The sequence below is a fragment of the Candidatus Poriferisocius sp. genome, assembly GCF_965202595.1.
Taxonomy (GTDB): Bacteria; Actinomycetota; Acidimicrobiia; order Acidimicrobiales; family Bin134; genus Poriferisocius.
In genome coordinates this window covers 244,593-263,003 of sequence record NZ_OZ241836.1, presented here as the reverse complement: position 1 = coordinate 263,003, position 18,411 = coordinate 244,593, and the positions used below count along the sequence as shown (strand labels likewise).

The 18,411-nt window shown below is 66.6% G+C and carries 15 protein-coding genes and 1 pseudogene; all 16 read right to left on the bottom strand.

From position 1 onward, the window contains the following. Window positions 1-28: 28 nt before the first annotated feature. Window positions 29-1,528, bottom strand: a complete 1,500-nt coding sequence (locus tag ACOGXC_RS01600) for an NADH-quinone oxidoreductase subunit N (protein WP_419918984.1) — start codon at window positions 1,526-1,528, stop codon at window positions 29-31. Then, on the bottom strand, window positions 1,528-3,117 hold the full coding sequence (locus ACOGXC_RS01595; RefSeq protein WP_419918983.1) for a complex I subunit 4 family protein: 1,590 nt from the start codon (window positions 3,115-3,117) through the stop codon (window positions 1,528-1,530). Before ACOGXC_RS01595 ends, ACOGXC_RS01600 begins: the two co-directional genes overlap by 1 nt. Before the next feature lie 70 nt (window positions 3,118-3,187). After that, the gene (gene nuoL / locus ACOGXC_RS01590; RefSeq protein WP_419918982.1) at window positions 3,188-5,083 is read right to left on the bottom strand and encodes an NADH-quinone oxidoreductase subunit L; all 1,896 of its coding nucleotides are present in this window, start codon (window positions 5,081-5,083) and stop codon (window positions 3,188-3,190) included. Between the two features lie 83 nt (window positions 5,084-5,166). Continuing rightward, a complete protein-coding gene (nuoK, locus tag ACOGXC_RS01585; protein WP_419918981.1) occupies window positions 5,167-5,469 on the bottom strand; it encodes an NADH-quinone oxidoreductase subunit NuoK in 303 nt (100 codons plus the stop codon). A gap of 70 nt (window positions 5,470-5,539) precedes the next feature. Beyond that, window positions 5,540-6,091, bottom strand: a complete 552-nt coding sequence (locus tag ACOGXC_RS01580) for an NADH-quinone oxidoreductase subunit J (RefSeq protein ID WP_419918980.1) — start codon at window positions 6,089-6,091, stop codon at window positions 5,540-5,542. A gap of 43 nt (window positions 6,092-6,134) precedes the next feature. Then, window positions 6,135-6,791: an NADH-quinone oxidoreductase subunit NuoI gene (gene nuoI, locus ACOGXC_RS01575; protein WP_419918979.1), complete on the bottom strand. Its 657-nt coding sequence runs from the start codon at window positions 6,789-6,791 to the stop codon at window positions 6,135-6,137. A 55-nt stretch (window positions 6,792-6,846) separates the two neighbouring features. Continuing rightward, the gene (nuoH, locus tag ACOGXC_RS01570) at window positions 6,847-8,073 is read right to left on the bottom strand and encodes an NADH-quinone oxidoreductase subunit NuoH (RefSeq protein WP_419918978.1); all 1,227 of its coding nucleotides are present in this window, start codon (window positions 8,071-8,073) and stop codon (window positions 6,847-6,849) included. A gap of 46 nt (window positions 8,074-8,119) precedes the next feature. Continuing rightward, entirely contained in the window at window positions 8,120-10,747 is a 2,628-nt protein-coding gene (locus tag ACOGXC_RS01565) for a molybdopterin-dependent oxidoreductase (RefSeq protein ID WP_419918977.1), read from the bottom strand. Next, window positions 10,744-12,165 carry an NADH-quinone oxidoreductase subunit NuoF gene (gene nuoF / locus ACOGXC_RS01560; RefSeq protein WP_419918976.1) on the bottom strand — a complete coding sequence of 474 codons (1,422 nt, stop codon included), beginning with the start codon at window positions 12,163-12,165 and terminating at the stop codon, window positions 10,744-10,746. Before nuoF ends, ACOGXC_RS01565 begins: the two co-directional genes overlap by 4 nt. Then, on the bottom strand, window positions 12,165-12,803 hold the full coding sequence (gene nuoE / locus ACOGXC_RS01555; RefSeq protein ID WP_419918975.1) for an NADH-quinone oxidoreductase subunit NuoE: 639 nt from the start codon (window positions 12,801-12,803) through the stop codon (window positions 12,165-12,167). Before nuoE ends, nuoF begins: the two co-directional genes overlap by 1 nt. A 2-nt stretch (window positions 12,804-12,805) precedes the next feature. Continuing rightward, window positions 12,806-14,185 carry an NADH-quinone oxidoreductase subunit D gene (locus ACOGXC_RS01550; RefSeq protein ID WP_419918974.1) on the bottom strand — a complete coding sequence of 460 codons (1,380 nt, stop codon included), beginning with the start codon at window positions 14,183-14,185 and terminating at the stop codon, window positions 12,806-12,808. Continuing rightward, window positions 14,182-14,616: an NADH-quinone oxidoreductase subunit C gene (locus ACOGXC_RS01545; RefSeq protein ID WP_419918973.1), complete on the bottom strand. Its 435-nt coding sequence runs from the start codon at window positions 14,614-14,616 to the stop codon at window positions 14,182-14,184. The genes ACOGXC_RS01550 and ACOGXC_RS01545 overlap by 4 nt, the downstream gene beginning before the upstream one ends. 80 nt (window positions 14,617-14,696) lie before the next feature. Continuing rightward, window positions 14,697-15,200 (bottom strand): annotated as a pseudogene (locus tag ACOGXC_RS01540) (NADH-quinone oxidoreductase subunit B); the annotation flags it as partial. A 29-nt stretch (window positions 15,201-15,229) separates the two neighbouring features. Further along, window positions 15,230-15,763, bottom strand: coding sequence for an NADH-quinone oxidoreductase subunit A (locus ACOGXC_RS01535; RefSeq protein WP_419918972.1), 534 nt, complete (start codon window positions 15,761-15,763; stop codon window positions 15,230-15,232). Between the two features lie 20 nt (window positions 15,764-15,783). Next, entirely contained in the window at window positions 15,784-16,902 is a 1,119-nt protein-coding gene (locus ACOGXC_RS01530) for a hypothetical protein (RefSeq protein ID WP_419918971.1), read from the bottom strand. A 90-nt stretch (window positions 16,903-16,992) separates the two neighbouring features. Continuing rightward, on the bottom strand, window positions 16,993-18,339 hold the full coding sequence (locus tag ACOGXC_RS01525; protein ID WP_419918970.1) for a c-type cytochrome: 1,347 nt from the start codon (window positions 18,337-18,339) through the stop codon (window positions 16,993-16,995). Window positions 18,340-18,411 lie beyond the last annotated feature (72 nt).

Genomic DNA, 18,411 nt, shown 5'->3' with positions numbered 1-18,411 from the left:
AATTTTATAACAGTGTTGAAGTTGTCAACTAGTCCATGATGATGGGCAGTGCGTCGCCGGCCAGGTTGGTGAGGGGCTCGGGGTAGACACCTATAACCACCGTGAACAGCACCACGATGGCGATGGCCAGGGCGGGGCCGCGGGGGATGCTGATGCGGGGGGCATCGGGGTCGGGAGCCTCCAGGTACATGGACACCACGATCCGCAGGTACAGGAACGCCGCTACCACCGCGGCCAGCATGGCTATCACCGCCAGCCAGAAGGATCGAGCATCCACGGCGGCGGCGATAACCTCGAACTTGGCCCAGAAGCCGGCAGTGAACGGTATGCCGGCCTGCGACAGCAGCAGCAGGGTGAAGGCACCGGCGAGCACCGGGCGGCGGGCGGCCAGGCCCCGCAGATCACCAATGCTGACCCCCTCGTCGCCGGGGGCGCTGACCAGGGTCACCACCGCGAAGCTGCCCAGGGCCATGGCCGCGTAGGCCGCCAGATAGAACAGCACCGCAGCCGTCCCGGCGTCGGTGGCGGACTGCACCCCCACGAGGATGAAACCGGCGTGGCTGATCGAGGAGTAGGCCAGGATTCGCTTCACGTCGGCCTGCACGATGGCCAGCAGCGATCCCACGGCCAGACTGGCCACGGCCAGGCCGAGGATCACCGGCTTCCAGTCCCCGGCCTGCGCCCCGAAGGCAGCCACGAACACCCGGGTCAGGGCGGCAAACCCGGCCGCTTTCACCCCGGCGGCCATGTACGACACCACCGGTGACGGTGCCCCCTGGTACACATCGGGGGTCCAGGCGTGGAACGGCACCGCAGCCACTTTGAAGCCGAACCCCACCAGCAGCATGGCCAGCCCGGCCATCAGCAGCGCGCCGTCACTACCGGGTTGGCCCGTCACCGACTCCTGGATGTCCACCAGGTTGGTCGACCCGGTGGCCCCGTAAACCAGGGCAATTCCGTACAGCAAGAACGCCGACGCGAACGCTCCCAGCACGAAGTACTTTATGCCCGCCTCCTGGGATTCGGATCGGCGCAGGTGCATGGCCACCAGGACGTAAACCGCCAGCGACAGGATCTCCAGCCCCAGGAACAGCACGATCAGGTCGTTGCCCGAGGCCATGGTCATGCCCCCGGCCGCCGACAACATCAACAATGCATAGAAGGCGGGACCATCCAGACTCTCCCGGCGCAGGAAGCCATCGGCCACCAGGGCGGCCAGCACCACAACCCCGGCCAGCAGCACGATCAAGAACACCGAGAACTTGTCCACGCCAATGGCTCCCGCCACCGCCGAGGACGGCCCCTGGTCGTGTACCCGCAGCCATACCGGCACGGCGGTGATCAGCACCGCCACCCCGGCCGCCACCGTCCACGCCGCCGCGAACCAACCCGGCAGCCGGCGGCCGGCCACCGAAACGATGGTCAGCAGCACCACCGCGGCCCCAGCCATCACCAGATGGGGGGTCAGGGCCAACCACTCGATGTCGGGGGTGTCGGGGGAAACCACCTGGGCCGGCATCGGGAGCATCAGTGGTGACCCTCCCCGGTGTCATCGTGATCCACCCGGAGGTCGCGCAGCTCCTCGAAGCTGCCGCCGGGTCGATCACCCACCGTGGGCGACTCGAACCCCTCGACCCGTTCCATGTGCTCGATCAGGGCGTTCACCGCTGGTTCCATCCTCTCTATCACCGGTTTGGGGTACACCCCCAAGAACACGATGAGGCCCACCAGCGGCAGCATCACCAGCTTCTCCTGCCATGTGAGGTCGGGCGTGGACGCGTTCTTGCCGTCGGGGGTGCCGTGAAACACCCTCTGGTAGGCCCACAACAGGTAGAGCGCGGCCAGAATCACCCCGGCGGTGGCCACCACCGCCCACCAGCGGTGAGCCACGAACGCCCCGGTCAGGATGAGGAACTCGCCGACGAAGCCGTTGAGCCCGGGGAGCCCCACCGACGACAGCATCACCACGGTGAACACCGCGGCCAGAACCGGGGCGGCCTTTTGCAGACCCACCAGCTCGGAGATCCGGCGGGTGTGGCGACGCTCGTAGATGAACCCCACCAGCAGGAACAACGCCCCGGTGGACAGCCCGTGGTTGACCATCTGGAGCAGGCCGCCCTCCAGTCCCTCGGTGTTGAGGGCGAATATGCCCAGCACGATGAAACCGAGGTGGGCCACCGATGAGTAGGCCACCAGGCGCTTCAGGTCACGCTGCATGGTGGCCACCACCGCGCCGTAGAGGATGCCGATCACCCCCAGGGTGAACATGAGCGGAGCGAAGTAGCGGGTGGCCTCGGGAAACAGGTACAGGCCGAAACGGACCAGACCGTAGGTACCCAGCTTGAGCATGACCCCGGCCAGGATCACCGAGCCGGCGGTGGGGGCCTCGGTGTGGGCATCGGGCAACCAGGTATGCACCGGGAACATGGGAACCTTCACCGCAAAGGCCAAAACGAACGACAGGAACACCCAGCGGGCGGTGATGGTGGGCAGCTCACCGGCGCTTTGGGCCAGCTCTACGACGTTGAACGTGACGGCGTTGCCGGTGTGGTGGGCGGTGAGCAGAGCCAGGGTGAGCATTCCCACCAGCATCAGGGCCGAGCCCAGCATGGTGAAGAGGAAGAACTTGGTGGCGGCGTAGCGGCGGTTGTCGTGACCCCAGGAGCCGATGAGGAAGTACATCGGCACCAGCACGATCTCGAAGAACAGGAAGAACAGCACCAGATCCAGCGCCAGGAACACCCCGAGGCAGCCGGTCTCCAGCACCAGCAGCCAGACGTAGTAGGCCTTGGCGTTATGGGGTGGGTCACAGGCCACGATGGCAATGGGGAACAGCACCCCGGTGAGCACGACCAGGAACAGCGAGATGCCGTCCACCCCCACATGCCAGGAGATGCCGGCCGAATCGATCCACCCGGCCACCTGGGTGAACTGGAAGCCGCTGTCACCGCTGTCGAAGGCGGCCATCAGCCAGAGGGTGAGGGCCCCGGTGGCCGACGAGGTGGCCACTGCCACCGGTTTGAGCACCGTCGAGCGGGACGGGGCCACCAGCGCGAGGGCAACCGCACCCACCAGGGGCAAAAAGATTATGGCCGCCAAAATGCTGGATCCGTCCATCACAACCCCGCCCGCGACAGGAACCAGGCCAAAAGTTGCCGGAATGGGCCAGATGATCGGCTACGGAACATCACAACCCCGCCCGCGACAGGAACCAGGCCAAAAGTGCCACTGCCCCGGCGGCGATACCCAGGGCGTAACTGCGCACCAGGCCGGTTTGCGACACCCGCAGTTTGGTTCCGGCCCGGCGGATCAAAGCGCCGGTGGCGTTGACCGCGCCGTCCACCACCTGCTCATCAAACCGGGTGGTGCGCTCGAACGCCCGGCGGCCGGGACCACCCATGAAGGCGGTGACCAGCTCATCGATGCGCCAGGCCCGGGCCAGGAAGGGGTGCTCGAGGCGAGCCGGATCCACCCGGCGCCGGGCGTACACCGCGGCCCCGGCCGAGACTCCCAGAAGGCTGCCCACGATGGCAACGGCGGCCAGCACCCATTTGGTGCCCCCGCCGAGGCTCAGGTGAGAGGCATTGCCGAAAAAGGCCGGATCCAGCCAGTTCCCCAAGAAGTGGGTGCTGGAGGCAAACGGCAGGTTCACCACCCCGGCCACCACGGCCAGGGCGGCCAGAACCACCAGGGGAGCGGTCATCGTCCACGGCGACTCGTGGGGATCGGCTGCTTCGCCCGCCCAGCGGCGGGGGCCGAAGAACGTCATGAGCACCAGCCGGGTCATGTAGAAGGCGGTGAGCACCGCGGTCACCAGCAGCAGCAGCCACAGCAGCTTGTTCTCGCCATAGGCGTAAACCAGGATCTCGTCCTTGGACCAGAAACCGGAGAACGGGGGAACGCCGGCAATGGCCAGCCAGCCGGCCACGAAGGTCATCGAGGTAACGGGCAGAAATCGGGCCAGACCGCCGTAGCGGCGAAGATCCTGATCGCCGTGCATGGCGTGGATCACCGACCCGGCCCCCAGGAACAGGAGGGCCTTGAAAAAGGCGTGGGTTACCATGTGGAAGATGGCGGCCACGTAGGCCCCCGACCCCACCGCCACGAACATGAACCCGAGCTGGCTGACCGTGGAGTAGGCCAGCACCTTCTTGATGTCGTTCTGGGCCACCGCGATGGTGGCGGCCATCAGCGCGGTCCCCAGACCCAACCACATGATCAGGTCGGGCACCCACCCGTGGGCCTCGGCAATGATCGGGTTCATGCGGATCAGCAGGTAAACCCCGGCGGTGACCATGGTGGCGGCGTGAATGAGCGCCGACACCGGGGTGGGGCCGGCCATGGCATCGGGCAGCCAGATGTGCAGCGGGAACTGGGCTGATTTGCCGGCCGCGCCCACCAGCAGCAGCACCACGATGGCCGACGCGGTGCCAGCGGCCACCCCGTTGGACTCCAGGTCGTAGAAGATCTCGCCGTACTGGAGCGACCCGAAGGTCAAGAACGCCAGGAACATGGCCACCAAGAAGCCCCAGTCGCCCACCCGGTTGGTGACGAACGCCTTCTTGCCCGCGGTGGCGTTGGTTTCGTCGGTGAACCAGAACGAGATGAGCAGGTAGGAGCAGGCCCCCACCCCCTCCCAGCCCAGGAAGGTGAGCAGGAGGTTGTCGCCCAGCACCAGCATGAGCATGGAGAAGGCGAACAGGTTGAGGTACACGAAGAACCGGGAGAACCCCTCGTCGCCGTGCATGTAGCCGATGGAGTAAAGGTGGATGAGAGCTCCGACCCCGGTCACGAACAAGGCCATGGTGATGGCCAGCGGGTCGGCCAGAAAGCCGATGTCCACCGCCAGCCGCCCCGCGGGTACCCACTCGAACAGGGTGAGCACCTTTTGACGCTCCTCACCGTCGTGGCCCAGGAGCCCGATGAACACCAGCAGCGTGGTCACGAACGATCCGCCCATCATGGCGGTGGCCAGCCAGCCGGCCCGGGGTTCGCCCAGCCTGCGCCCCGAAACCACGAGGATCAGAACCCCGGCCAGCGGGAAGGCGGGGATCAGCCACACCAGATCCACGAGCGTGCTCATGTACCCACTAACCCTTCAGCATCCACGAGGGTGCTCATGTACCCACTAACCCTTCAGCATCCACGAGCATGCTCATGTACCCACTAACCCTTCAGGGCCGCAAGGTCGTCGGCGGTGGCCCGGGGTTGGTGGCGCTTGATGGCCACCACGATGGCCAGACCCACCACCACCTCGGCCGCGGCCACCACCAGCACGAAGAACACCGACACCTGCCCCCCGATGTCATTCAGCTCCCGCCCGAAGGTGATGAAGGTGAGGTTGACCGCGTTGAGCATCAGCTCCACGCACATGAACATGATCAGCGGGTTCCGCCGCACCAGCAGGCCCACCGCCCCGATGGTGAACAGCGCGCCAGCCAGCACCAGATACCAGGATGCGGTGACCATCAGTCTTCACCGGGGGCCGGTCGCAGCCCCCGCGGTGGCCGGCAACGGACATACCAGAATGCGGTGACCATCAGTCTTCACCGGCATTTTCTTGGGCTCCACCATCTCGGGTCATGCGGCGGGACATGACCACCGCTCCCACCACCGAGATGGTGAGCAGGGCCGCGGTGGCCTCGAATGCGTAGACGTAGTCGGTGAACAGCACATCGGCGATCCGGCGCAGGTTGGAGGATTGCCCGGTGATCTCCGCCGCCGTGTCCGGGGGGTTGATGACGCTCACATCGCCGGCCAGCAGGAAGGCCACGAGCAGCCCGAAGGTGCCCACCCCCACCAGCGCGGCCAAGGCTCGCTGGCCGGTGATGGGCTCCACCGACAGGTCCTCCAGCCGATCCACGCCCAGCAGCATGATCACGAACAGGAACAGCACCACGATGGCACCGGCGTAGACGATGATCTGAACTGCGGCCAGGAAGTGGGCCTCGAGGTTGAGGAAAAGAACGGCCACGCCGAACAGGGTTCCCACCAGGCTCAGCGCAGCATGAACCGGGTTGCGGGACAGCACCACCCCCAGCGCCCCGGCCAAAACGATGGCCGCGCACACGATGAACACAGCGGTCTCCATCAGTGGTGACCCCCGCCATGGGCTTTGCGAACCGCTGTCTCCATCAGTGGTGACCCCCGCCAAGATCTTCCTGGTCATAATCGGCGGGGGACTCGTCGCCGGCCGACTGACCCCGCTCGGGGGCGCGGATGCCGTAGCCCAGCTCGCCCGACCAGGCCACCCGACCCTCGTAGTCGGCCCGCCCCGAGGGGGATGTGGCCCGGACCCAGGCCGAGGTGTGCTGATCGTCACCGGGATTCCAGTGTTCCCAGGGAAGCTGCTGGGGGCGGCCATCGTCATCCACCACCAGCTCGTCCTTGGTGTAGATGGCATCGGCCCGGTCGGTGAACGAGAACTCGAACAGTTTCGACTCGGTTATGGCCTCGGTGGGGCAGGCCTCCACGCACAGGTCGCAGTGGATGCACCGCAGGTAGTTGATCTCGTAGACATAGCCGTATCGCTCGCCGGGCGAAACCGGATCATCGGGCTGGTTGTCGGCCCCCCGAACATAAATGCACCGGGCCGGGCAGACCCCGGCGCACAGCTCGCACCCGATGCACTTCTCCATGCCGTCCTCGTAGCGGTTCAGCACGTGGCGGCCGTGGAAGCGCTCGGGTTTGGGACGCTTCTCGTCGGGGTACTGGCTGGTGACCACCCGACCGGTCTCGGTGCCCTTGAACAACTTGCGAAGGGTGACGGCAAAGCCCTGAAGGTATCCCATCAGGCAAAACCACCTTGGGGATCCAGCCACCATCGGGTGAACTCAAGGTATCCCATCAGGCAAAACCACCTTGGGGATCCAACTCCCGGTGGCGGCGGGCATTTCGCAGGGCCAGGCTCAACAACCCGGCCAGAGCGGCCATCACCGCCATCACCGCCAGCACGGTGGCGAAGCGGTTCCAGCCCCGATCCCCGGCCACGTCGTAGGAGGCCAGCACCAGCAGCCACCCCAGCGACAGGGGGATGAGCAATTTCCAACCCAGGTCCATGAGCTGGTCGTAGCGGAAGCGGGGCAGGGTGGCCCGCAACCACACAAAGGTGAACAGCAGGATCAGCAGCTTGCCCAAGAACCACAGCAACCCCGACAGCCAGCCCACCGAGGTGAAGTCGGGACCGTTGGGCCCGCCCAGGAACAGGGTCACCACGATGGCCGACATCGTGATGGTGTTCATGAACTCGGCCAGGTAGAACAGGGCGAACCGGATGGAGCTGTACTCGGTGTGGAAGCCGCCGACCAGCTCCTGCTCGGCCTCCACCAGGTCGAAGGGGGGCCGGTTCAGTTCGGCGGTGGCAGCGATCAAGAAGACGACCATGGGCACCACCCATGTAACCCACAGGTTCCAGTTCCACACCGACTGCTCGGAAACGATCAGGTGGGTGGACAGGCTGCCCGATTTCAGCAGCACCGCGGCCAGCGACAAACCCAGTGCGGCCTCGTAGGAAACCATCTGGGCCGAGGCCCGCACCGACGCCAGCAGGGGATACTTGGAGCCCGACGACCACCCGGCCAGCATCACCCCGTAAACGGCCACCGACGACATGGCCAGCACCAGCAGGATGCCCACCGGCGGGTCGGACACCTGGAGGAAGGTCTCGTGACCGAACAGGCTGACCCGCCCGTTGCCACCGCTGAAATCGCCGCCCACGGGGATCACGGCGAACACCAAAAAGGCAGGCACCAGCGACAGGTAGGGGGCCAGCTTGAACACCAACCGGTCGGAGCGGTCGGGGATCAGGTCCTCCTTGAAGAACAGCTTGATCCCGTCGGCCAGGGTCTGGAAGATGCCGAACGGCCCGGCCAGCGCAGGCCCGATACGGTTCTGCATGTCGCCGATCAACTTGCGTTCGAACCAGATCATCAGCATGACCGCCATCAGCAGAAGAGCAAAAGCCACCCCCACCTTGAGCAGGGTGATGAGAACCTCGGCCAGGCCCACCCCCCCGATGTAGAGCGGGTCGAGGCCGAACACGGTCGGACCCAAAAGCGCCGGGGCGACGTTCATCGGGTCCGGATCCTCACATCGGTAACCACCGCAGCCGGGTCAGCCGTCATCGGGTCTGAATCCTCACATCGGTAACCACCGCGGCCGGGTCGATGAGTTCTCGTACATCGCGGTCGGGGTGGTTGTAGCCAAAAGCTGCGGTCCCTCGGGGCACACCGGGGTCGACCACCAGCGGCACGGTCATCTCACCGACCGGGGAGACGACCTGAACCTCGGTACCGGGATCCACCCCGACACCCTGAAAGTCGGAGGGGTTCACGGCCAGCACCGCCGTGGGAGCCAAACCGGCCAGGGAGGGGGAGTGCTGAAGCAGCGTGCCCCGGTCGTACATGCGGCGCGACGACACCAACCGCAGGCCGTAGGCATCGGCCGGGGGTACCGGCACCGGTTCGCCGGGCGGGGTGAACACGATGGAGCTACCGGCAACCACCACGCCATCGGTTTCGGCTTCCACGGCCTCCAGGGTCAGGTCCCGGTGCGACGGGGCCACCCGGGTGATCTCGGACCACACCGCCTCGGGGTCGGCAAACCCGAAATCGGTGCCCAGCAACCGAGCCAGATCGGTGGCGATGGACCAGTTGGTCCGGGCCGTACCCGGAGGGGTGACAATCTGGCGCTGCCGGGTGATCCGACCCTCCAGGTTGGTGTGGGTACCCCGATGCTCACCGAACGCCGTGACCGGGAAAACGATGTCGGCCCGGGCCGCGGAGGGGTTCAGGAACAAGTCGGAGGCAATGATGGTGCCCACCCCGGCCAGAGCGGTCTCGGCCAGCTTGGCGTTGGGAACGTCGCCCAAAGGATCGGCCCCCAAAAGGATCAGCACCTCGATTCGTCCCCCTGCGGCCGCTTCCAGGATCCCGCCGGCCCCAGCGCCGGTGGCAGCGCCGGTGGCAGCGCCGGTGACAGCACCAGCCCCAGCGCCGGTGGCAGCGCCGGTGGCGATGCCGGCCCCAGCGCCCGGGTCCGCCGGTAACGAACCCCAAAACTCGGCCACCGCCGAGCCACCATCGGCCCGGGACACCCGGCCCGGCAGCAGACCGGGAGCCAGACCCATGTCGAGCGCGCCGAACACGTTGCCCCGGTGCAGTACGGGCAGGAAACTCATGCCGGGTCGCCCGCCCGCGGCGAGCAGCCGGGCCAGCTTGGACAGTTCGGCGGCGGCCTCCACCGTAGGGGCGGCCGACTCGGCCAGCGAAGGGCGACCCAGGATCACGGTTATGGGTTGATCGGCTCGGGCCACCAGCCCGGCCGCCGCAGCGGCCAGCACCGGACCGGGAACCCCGCCGATCTCACCGGCGGGTCCGACATCGATATCGCCGCCCACCAGGGCCGCCGCCACCGCGGCAACCTCACCGGGGCGGTGGTGCAGCCGGTGGGCGGCGAGATGGCTCAAACCGGTGGCTCGGGGGGTCAGCTCGATGAGCTGCACGCCGTCGTTGGTCACGGCGTGGCGGAGCCGCAGGTAGAGGGTGCCTTGTTCCTCCTTGGGATCGGGTGCCATCAAGATCACGGTGCCGCCGGGGGTGCAGGCCCGATTGATGGTGGCCCGAGGCAGGCCGAGCACGACATCGGCGGGCAGGCCGTCGTCGAGCTGAGCGTCAACATGGTCGGTGCCGATAACCCCCTTGGCCAGGCGAGCCCAGGCGTACTGGTCCTCGTTGGTCGAGCGGGCCCCACCCAGTATCGCCACCGACCCCGGACCCCGGTCGGCCACCGCAGCCCGGATGGCCTCCGCGGCCCGGTTGAGGGCTTGATGCCAGGAGGACTCCACCAGCTCCTGGCCGCCGGGGTCGGAGCCACTCATCGAGGAGCCCCGAACCAGCGGCACCGTCAGCCGTGGCCCCCGATCAAGAGCTTCGAATGCGAACCGATCCTTGTCGGTGAGCCACCCCCAGTTGACCGCGTCGCTGTCCACTCCCTGGTAGCGCAGCACCTGGTCGCGAGAGGCCTGCACCACCACCCGATCACCCATGGGGTTGGGGAAGGTGGACTCCACCTCGGTGAGGTCCCAGGGGCGGGCCTTGAACCGGTAGGGTCGAGCGGTGAGGGCCCCCACCGGGCAGATCTGCACGGTGTTGCCGCTGAAGTACGAGGAGAAGGGCAGATTGGGGAAGGTGTTGACCTGAGTCCGATCCCCCCGATCCTGGAACGTGATGAGCGGGTCCCCAGCCACCTCATCGGCAAACCGGGTGCAGCGATCGCAGAGGATGCAGCGCTCCCGGTCCAGATAAACCAGATCGTTCACCGGGATGGGCTTCTCGAAATGGCGCTTCTCCTCCACCAAGCGGCTCTCGCCGGGGCCGTGGGACATGGTTTGGTCCTGGAGGGGGCACTCGCCGCCCTTGTCGCACACCGGGCAGTCCAGCGGGTGGTTCAACAGCAGGAACTCCAGCACCCCCTCCTGAGCCTTGCGGGTCTGCTCGGAGGTGGTGTCCACCACCATTCCCTCGCTGACCGGCACCATGCAGGAGGGTTGCAGGGCGGGGCCGCGCCCGGTGTCGATGTCCACGATGCACATGCGGCACATGCCCACCGAGTTCATGCGGGGGTGGTAGCAAAAGTGGGGGATGTACACCCCGGCCCGTTCGGCAGCGGCAATCACCCACTCTCCGGGGGTGGCTTGCACCGACCGGTTGTTGACGGTGATGTTGACCACGGTTTCCGGCCGGTTCACGGTGCCGCTCCCGAACTCGCAGTTATGGTCACCGAAGTGGCCGGCATCACAGCATCAGCCGGCACAACAGCGTCAGCGGGCATCACAGCGTCAGCCGGCACAACAGCGTCAGCGGGCACAACAGCATCAGCGGGCAGGTAGGCCTCGAACTCGTCGCGGAACCGGCCCAGCGCGGAGGCGATTGGTGAGACCGCCGATGGGCCCAGCGGGCATATGGTGGTCTGGCGGGGGGGCCAGTGCCCGCCCGGGCTGATGTTGTCGCCCACGTCGATCAGTAGTTCCAGGTCATCGGGTCGGCCCTGACCGTCCAGGATGCGGCTGAGGATCTTCTCCATCCACGAGGTGCCTTCCCGGCACGGGGTGCACTTGCCGCAGGATTCCCGGGCGAAGAAGCGCACCACGTTGTGGCAGGCCCTCACCACGTCGGTGGTGTCGTCCATGACCACGATGGCTCCCGAGCCGAGCATCGAGCCGGCCTTGTCCACCGTGGTCTTCTCCAGGGGCAAGTCAAGGTGCTCCTCGAAGAACCAGGGAGCCGACGCCCCGCCGGGGATGAACGTCTTGAGGGTACGGCCGGGGTGGAGGCCACCGGCGTACCGGGGATCGAAGATGATGTCGCGAAATGTGGTGGTGCCGAAGGGAACCTCGAACACGCCGGGGGAAACCACGTGGCCCGACACTGCGAACACCCGGGTACCGGTGGAGCCGTCCGCCCCCATCGCGGCGAAGGCCGCTCCCCCTTTGGCCAAGATCCACGGCAGGTTGGACAGGGTTTCCACGTTGTTGACGATGGTGGGTTTGCCGTAGAGACCTATGGAAGCCGGGAAGTAGGGCGGTTTCAATCGGGGCATACCCCGCTTGCCCTCCAGGCTCTCGATCAGGGCGGTCTCCTCCCCCACGATGTAGGCCCCGGCCCCCCAGTGCAGGGTGATGTCCACCGAGAAGTCGCCGGCACCGAGCACGTTGCGGCCCACGTACCCGGCCTCGTAGGCCTCGTTGAGAGCGGCGGCCAGCCGCTCCTGGGCATGGGCCATCTCGCCCCGCACGTACAGGAAGCACTGGGAGAGGCCGAGGGCGTAGCAGGCGATCAGGCAACCCTCGATGAGCTGGTGGGGGTCACGCTCCATGAGGAGGCGATCCTTGTAGGTGCCGGGTTCCGACTCGTCACCGTTCACCACCAGGTAGCGGGGCCAGACCCCGGGCGGGCAGAACCCCCACTTGACCCCGGCGGGGAACCCGGCCCCGCCCCGGCCCAGCAGGCTGGCGGCACGAACCTCGTCGTGGACCTGCTCCGGGGTCATCCCCAGCGCCCGCCGCAACCCTTCATACCCCCCAGTACGCTGATAGCCAGCCATTGTGTGCCCGTCGGACACATCGAAGCGGGACGTAACAATCCGCACACCCCCATCCACCACCATCACGAAACACCCCCGTTGTTGGAACCATCCACATTGTCGGAGGGGTTGCGGGCCATCCAGGCGGGCTCGCCCTGGCCATCGGGGGGTGACACCCCGGCCCGGCGGTCATTGCTCACGTGCTGGCGGACATTGGCCAGCTTGCCATGGGGGGCAACCCCGGAGGTACCGGCCCGCAGTTCGGCCACCAACCGGTCGAAGGCTTCGGGGGTGACCCGGTTGCGGTACCGGTAGTTCACCTGCAAGCAGGGGGCCTCGGTGCAGGCGGCGATGCACTCAACCGCTTCCAGGGTGATCCTGCCGTCGCCGGTGGTCCCGCCGGGCTTCACCCCCAGGGTGGCCTCGGCGTGATGGATCAGATCGGCCGCGCCGAGCAGGTGGCAGGAGATGCCGTGACATATGTTGACCACGTAATCACCCACCGGAGCCCGCTTGAGCATCTCGTAAAAGCTGCCCGTGCCCATGACCTCGGCCGGGGTGACCCCCACCAACTCGGCAATGTGGACCATGGCCTCCTCGGTGACGTAGCCGTCCTGCTCCTGGGCCAGGTGAAGAAGTGGGATGAGCGCCGACCGGGCAACCGGGTACCGGCTGATTATCTCCCGGGCCACCGGCAGGTTGGCCGCGTTCAGGCGGGCCATGGCTACCGGTCCACCTCTCCCATAATGGGATCCACCGAGGAGATGATGGCCACCGCGTCGGCCACCAGGCCCCCCCGCATCAGGTGAGGCAGGGTTTGCAGGTTCACGAAGCTGGGGCCGCGGATGTGCATGCGGTAGGGCACCGCCGAGCCATCGGACACCATGTAACAGCCCAGCTCGCCCCGGGGGGATTCCACGGCGGCATACACCTCACCGGCCGGCACCTTGAACCCCTCGGTGAAGATCTTGAAGTGGTGGATGAGGGCCTCCATCGACTCATCAATACGGGCCCGGGGCGGCGGGGTGACCTTCTTGTCCTGTACCCGGTAGTCACCGGCGGGCATCCGGTCGAGGATCTGAGCCACTATGCGAATCGATTCCCTTATCTCGTTCAACCGGATGGCGTAGCGGTCGAAGCAGTCCCCGTAGGTGCCCACCACCACGTCGAAATCCACCTGGTCATAGGCCAGATAGGGCATGTCGCGCCGCAGGTCCCAGGCGTAGCCGGTGGAGCGCAGGATGGGCCCGGTCACCCCCAGGGCCAGGCACTCGGCGGGGTTGATCACCCCCACGCCCTGCAACCTTTGCCGGTAGATGGGCTGGCCGGTGAGCAGGGTGTCGAACTCGTCGAGCCGGGCGGGCAGGGTGTCGATCAGGGAAAGCACGCCGTCCCGCCAGCCATCGGGAAGGTCAGCAGCCACCCCGCCGGGCCGGATGTAGTTGTGGTTCATCCGCAGCCCGGTGATCTTCTCCAGCAGCCGGAGAACCTCCTCCCGCTCCCGCCAGCCGTACAGCATCATCGACACCGCCCCGATGTCCATGCCGTTGGTGGCCTGGAACAGCAGGTGCGAGCTGATGCGGTTCAACTCGCACATGAGCATCCTGATCCATACGGCTCGGGGGGGCAGTTCCAGGCCCAGCAACGCCTCGGTGGCCATCGAGAAGGCCAGCTCGCTGAACAGCGGCGAGGCGTAATCCATGCGGGTGACGTTGGTGGGGCCCTGGAGGTAGGTGAGGGTTTCGGCGGTCTTCTCCATACCGGTGTGGAGGTAGCCGATGACCGGCTTGGACCGCATCACGGTCTCCCCATCCATCTCCAGCATGAGCCGCAGCACACCGTGGGTACTGGGATGCTGGGGCCCCATGTTCATGACCATGCTGGTGGCGCTGGTGCCGGCCTCGGCCTCCAAACGCTCACCGTCGTCCTCACCGATCCTGAGCACCGCGCTACCCTCCCGCCGGCAAACGGCTTCGGCCGTGTCCGCGGCACCGGCAGCACCGGCATCAACCACGGTGCCAGGGGCGGCAGCACCGGCATCAATCACAGCACCGGCACCGGCAGCACCGGCATCAACCACAGCACCGGGAGCGCTGGCGCTCATCGGGTTGCCTTGAACTGAACCGGTATGCGACCGACCGAGAAGTCCTTGCGCAGCGGGTGACCGTCCCAGTCGGGGGGCATAAGGATGCGGGTGGGATCGGGATGGCCCTCGAAAACTATGCCGAACATGTCGGCCACCTCCCGCTCCAGGGCCTCGGTACCGGGAAAGAGGTCGAACAGGGTGGGCACGGTGGGATCCTCGGCGGGCACCTGCACCCGCAGCCTGATCCGGGCCAACTCGGCGTGGGAGATGAGGGTGACCACCACCTCGAACCGCTCGGCGGTCACCTCGGGGGGCAGGTCGTCGCGGCCCGGATGCTGAAGGTAGTCCACCGCGGTCACGTCCAAAACCATCACGTAGCCACCATCCCGCAAGCGGCTCACCGTTTCGATGAGCTGCTCACGAGGCACATGCAGCACCGAATCGCTCATGCGCGAATAACCACACCCGTGGTACTACCTTTGGCACCCCCCGTGGTACCGGGCCCCCCGCTCTCGCTCACCGTCAGGTTGGCCCCAGCCCCGGTTTGATCCCGGCGGCGGGTGATCTCCCCGCTGAGGATCTTGTCGTGGAGGGTCAAGATGGCGTGCATGAGCGTCTCCGGGCCGGGCGGGCAGCCGGGGGCGTACACATCCACCGGCACGATCTGATCCACCCCCTGCACGATGGCGTAGTTGTTGAACATGCCGCCGCTGGAAGCGCATACCCCCATGGAGATCACCCACTTGGGCTCCATCATCTGGTCGTATATGCGGCGCAGTATGGGAGCCATCTTCTGCGAGACGCGGCCGGCCACGATCATCAGATCGGCCTGGCGGGGAGAGGCTCTGAACACCTCCATGCCGTAACGGGCCAGGTCGTAGTGGGCCCCACCGGTGGCCATCATCTCTATGGCGCAGCAAGCCAAGCCGAAGGTGGCGGGCCAGCAGCTTCGGGCCCGGGACCACTTGACCAGATCCTCGATCCTGCCGGTCAAAAAATTGTGGTCCAATCCCTCCAGGCCCCGGCCGGCGATGGCCTCGGAATCGCCCAGAAGCGGCAACTTCACGCCGCCTCCCCCGCAGAACCGCGACCATCCAAACCAACCCCACCCGCAGAACCGCGACCATCCAAACCAACCCCACCCGCAGAACCGCGACCGTCCAAACCAACCCGGCGGATGGTGGTGTCGCTGGTGCGGTGGGCCAACACCCGGGGGTCGCGCCGCCACGAGGACCGCGCCGGCCCCCAGTCCAGAGCCCCGTTGCCTATGAGATAGACGAAGGACTCGAACACCACCAGGGCGAACACCCCCATGGCCACCAGGCCGAACAGACCCAACCCCCGGTAGGACACCGCCCAGGGGTACAAGAAGATGATCTCGATGTCGAAGACTATGAAGATCATGGCGATGAGAAAGAACCGCACCCCGAACCGCTCCGGGACATCACCGCTCTCGGCGACCCCGCACTCGTAGGGAGCCAGCTTGGCCCGGGTCTGCCGCCGGGGAGCCAGCAGGCGGGATGCACCGAAGCTGAGGGCGGCAAACAACACGGCCAGCACCCCGAGGGCGAGGATCGGCAGGTACTGGCCGGTCATCGCGATCTACCCCCGGTCGATCACGGGGCCGCGCTCCCGCCCTCCAAGCGGCGGCGAACCTCCAGGTCGCGGGTGTGGAGCATCAGCAGGGATGCCAAAAACAGCAACCCGGAACCTATGGCCACCAAAATGCCGGGTAGGCGGAAACGGCCCAGGTTGCGGCGTAAAAGCACCGAGATGACCGGCTCGCCGGTATCCACCTCGACGGGGGGAGGGGCCTGGCCAGCCACGGTCGGCTTGTACAGCGACCGCTGCACCTGCACCACCGTGTAGTTGGTGGGATGGCGGGGCATGGCGCTGGTGATCACCTTGTTGCTGACCCGCTCCCAAACCCCATCGCTCAGCCGTGGAGGTTTGCCACCCTGCTGGAAGGCATCCAGCACCACGAAGCTGTTGCTCTGGTCATCGGTGGGCCCGAATCCCAGATCGGCCTGGGTCAGGTAGTCGCCGGCCTCGGTTATGGCCTCCCCGGCGGCCTGGGTGGCCTCCAGATTCCAGTCGCCCAGCTCCAGCCAGCCTCGGCTCTGGGCCTCGTCGATCAACCCGGGAGCGATGCCCTTCAACTCGCTCAGGGTCAGATCCTCGTTGCGGATGCGCTGCTGGTCGATCAGGCGCTCGATGTCGGCCTCGAGTTCGGCCCCGGTGAGCTTGCGGGAGTCGTTGCCGGCCAGAGCGGCGTGGAATGCGGAGACCTCGGCCCTGATGGTCTCACCATCAATGGAGTCCAACTCGGCCCGCACCTCGCTGCTACCCAGGGTCCTGACGATTTCGATGGCCCGGGGCAGGCAGTCCTGATCGCCGAGCCGGTCGCAGGTCACCGGGTTGGGCAGGTCATCCAGAATCCCGGGAGGGGGGTTGGCCTCATTGGCCGTCACCGATGGGTTGCCGATATGGATGGCCTGGACCTCCCAGGTGGGGCGGGCTCCCTGGAGGCCGATGCCGTAGAGGGCCCAGATCAACGACATGATGGCCGTCCACCCGAATATGGCCGATATGGCGATGAGGGACCCCAGGCGAAAGCCGGTGTTGGTGGACACGATGAGCCACACCGATCCCATGAGGATGGCCGAGCCCAGCAACACCACCAGCAGGCCGCGCACCTCGTTGTCGAACGAGATGGCTGCGGGTGCAACCAGCAAGGAAATAACCGAGCCCATGCTTGCCTACAACCCCCACTCGTAAGCCAGGTACGGGGCCGGAATGAAGCTGAACAATTCTCCCATGCTTGCCTACAACCCCCGCTCGTAAGCCACGATGTCGTCGATTTGTTCGGGGGTCAACATCCCGGGTCGGGGACTGCCGTCGGTCAAGGTGCAGAAACCGTGGATCGGGCTGCGCTCACCCGAGTCCCGGTCACCCACGCAAACACCAAAGGCCGGCATCTGACCCCCACCGTCGCCCTGGCCGAAGTTGCCGAAAGCCTTCCCCTCCTGGGAACCCTCGGCGACGAAGCCGGCATGGTCACCGGCGGTGTCGAACTGGCGCTTGGTGGACCCGTTGGTGAGGTTGGGGCCGAACGCACCCCCGCCGGGTTCCCGCTCGGGGATCAGCGACCCCAACCGGGCGACGACCTCGGCCTCCTCGGGGGAACCCTGTTCGTAGGTCTTCGGATCCTCCCCGGGCGCTTCCTCGGGTACGGTGAACCGCCACGAGTCCCTCGGGGTGTGGCAGCGGGCGCAGCCGTAAACCCCGTTGTTGAACAGCAGCTCCCCCCGGGCCGCCGATGCCCCATCCACCCCGGGCAGATCACGTATGTACTGCTCGCTGGTCTCGCGAATCTCCTGCTCGACCGCGGCCAGGTTGCGGGCGGCAGCCTCGGCCGCGGCCTCGTCGGCCCCCGCCTGCCTCACCGCATCGTTGGCCTCGGCCAATCGCGCCCCCAGCTCGGGGTTGGCCTCCAACACGTCCCCGCGAACTTGAAGGATGAGGCCGTCCAGCACTTCTTGCTCCACCTCCTCGGGGGAGAGCTGGATGCTCTGAATGTACTGGATGAGCTCGTCAACCTGCTGGGTGGTCAAAGGACCTCCGCCGGGTGCCCCCCACGCTTGCATGGGGGTGGGGGGGCGGCCGTAATTGAGGATGTGACGCACCTCGTCCTCGGAGAAGCGGTACAGCGTGGTGGTGAGCGCGGGAACCTCCCACTGGACCGGGGTCACGAAATTGCCGCTGTCGTCCACGATCGTCGTGGCGGTGGAGCCACCCAAACCGCCGCCGCCGTGACAGTCCGAGCATTGCTCCTCGAACATCTCGCCCCCCCGGCTGGTGAACTGCCTCCGGGAGTCCTCCACGTAGCCCTGCTGGCGGCCCGGCTCCCCCAACCAGTACAGGGGCAGGGCCACGCCGATGATGACCAGGGTTGCCAGCCCCCCGGCCAGGGCCAGGTCCAACCTTCTGGTCTCCAGCTCCTGATCGTTCATGTAGGGCTTGCGGTTGGGGGCCAGCTCCAGCTCCGATCCCCTCTCCTCCCGACCCGCCCACAACACGTTGTAGATGAGGTAGATGGCAAAGCCAACAATGGCGACAACCGCGATGGCCATGCCCAGATTGCGCTGGGTAGAAGCGGCAAGCAGGGGCATCAGTGCGATGCTCCCCCAAGACAGCTCGGCCCCCACCAGGTTGGAGCATCGAATCGGCGGGGATACTCGAAC

Coding starts and splice junctions, on each gene's coding strand:
- ACOGXC_RS01600 (WP_419918984.1), bottom strand. CDS start 1,528: ATGCTCCCGATGCCGGCCCAGGTGGTTTCCCCCGACACCCCCGACATC.
- ACOGXC_RS01595 (WP_419918983.1), bottom strand. CDS start 3,117: ATGGACGGATCCAGCATTTTGGCGGCCATAATCTTTTTGCCCCTGGTG.
- nuoL (WP_419918982.1), bottom strand. CDS start 5,083: ATGAGCACGCTCGTGGATCTGGTGTGGCTGATCCCCGCCTTCCCGCTG.
- nuoK (WP_419918981.1), bottom strand. CDS start 5,469: ATGGTCACCGCATCCTGGTATCTGGTGCTGGCTGGCGCGCTGTTCACC.
- ACOGXC_RS01580 (WP_419918980.1), bottom strand. CDS start 6,091: ATGGAGACCGCTGTGTTCATCGTGTGCGCGGCCATCGTTTTGGCCGGG.
- nuoI (WP_419918979.1), bottom strand. CDS start 6,791: ATGGGATACCTTCAGGGCTTTGCCGTCACCCTTCGCAAGTTGTTCAAG.
- nuoH (WP_419918978.1), bottom strand. CDS start 8,073: ATGAACGTCGCCCCGGCGCTTTTGGGTCCGACCGTGTTCGGCCTCGAC.
- nuoF (WP_419918976.1), bottom strand. CDS start 12,165: ATGGTGGTGGATGGGGGTGTGCGGATTGTTACGTCCCGCTTCGATGTG.
- nuoE (WP_419918975.1), bottom strand. CDS start 12,803: ATGGCCCGCCTGAACGCGGCCAACCTGCCGGTGGCCCGGGAGATAATC.
- ACOGXC_RS01550 (WP_419918974.1), bottom strand. CDS start 14,185: ATGAGCGCCAGCGCTCCCGGTGCTGTGGTTGATGCCGGTGCTGCCGGT.
- ACOGXC_RS01545 (WP_419918973.1), bottom strand. CDS start 14,616: ATGAGCGATTCGGTGCTGCATGTGCCTCGTGAGCAGCTCATCGAAACG.
- ACOGXC_RS01535 (WP_419918972.1), bottom strand. CDS start 15,763: ATGACCGGCCAGTACCTGCCGATCCTCGCCCTCGGGGTGCTGGCCGTG.
- ACOGXC_RS01525 (WP_419918970.1), bottom strand. CDS start 18,339: ATGCCCCTGCTTGCCGCTTCTACCCAGCGCAATCTGGGCATGGCCATC.